At 63.9% G+C, this 783-nt stretch carries 1 protein-coding gene; it reads left to right on the forward strand.

From position 1 onward, the window contains the following. Nucleotides 1-783 (forward strand): IS3 family transposase (locus CDN38_RS28600; RefSeq protein ID WP_142361429.1); only part of this gene is annotated, 783 nt, incomplete at both ends.

Here is a 783-nt window from a genome sequence, read left to right on the forward strand (position 1 = left end):
GCCCGCCGGGACGCCGAGCTGCTTGTGCTGATCGACGAGATCCGCGGCCAAAGCGAGTTCGCGGCCACCTACGGCTCGCCTCGGGTATGGCTGGAGCTGCGTAAGCGTGGCGTCAGGGTCGGTCGTAAGCGGGTGGAGCGGATCATGCGCGCCAACGGCCGCCAGGGCGCGTTCCTGCCCAAGGGCTGGAAGCACGGCTCGACCCGGCAAAACCCCAAGCACACGGCGGCACCGGACCTGCTCGACCGCGACTTTTCGGCCACCGCCCCCAACCAGAAGTGGGTCGCCGATCTGACGCGCATCCCCACTTTGGAAGGGGTGCTGTGGCTGGCCAGCGTCCGGGATACGTTCTCCAACAAGGTGGTTGGCTGGGACAGCAGCTCACGTGCGACCACCGAGCTGGTGTGTTGCGCACTGGACTACGCCATCTTCTCCCGTGACGTGCGCGACGGACAGCTCATACACCACAGCGACAAAGGCTGCCAGTACACTTCGGTGCGGTTCACCCAGCGCCTGGTAGATGCCGGCATCGCTCCGTCGACCGGAAGTGTTGGGGATAGTTTCGACAATGCCCTGGCCGAGAACCTGTGGTCAACCATCAAGGTCGAGCTAATCTATTGGCCCGCAACCACTTTCGCGACACGTGAACAAGCACAGGGGACGTTGTTCCGATACATCGACGGATGGTACAACCCCCGCCGCATCCAAGCTGGCCTCTGCGGGCTCTCACCCGACGAATATGAAGCTGCCTGGAAGGACAACCAGCAGCACCACCCCCAAGCG

Source organism: Mycobacterium ostraviense (assembly GCF_002705925.1).
Lineage (GTDB): Bacteria > Actinomycetota > Actinomycetes > Mycobacteriales > Mycobacteriaceae > Mycobacterium > Mycobacterium ostraviense.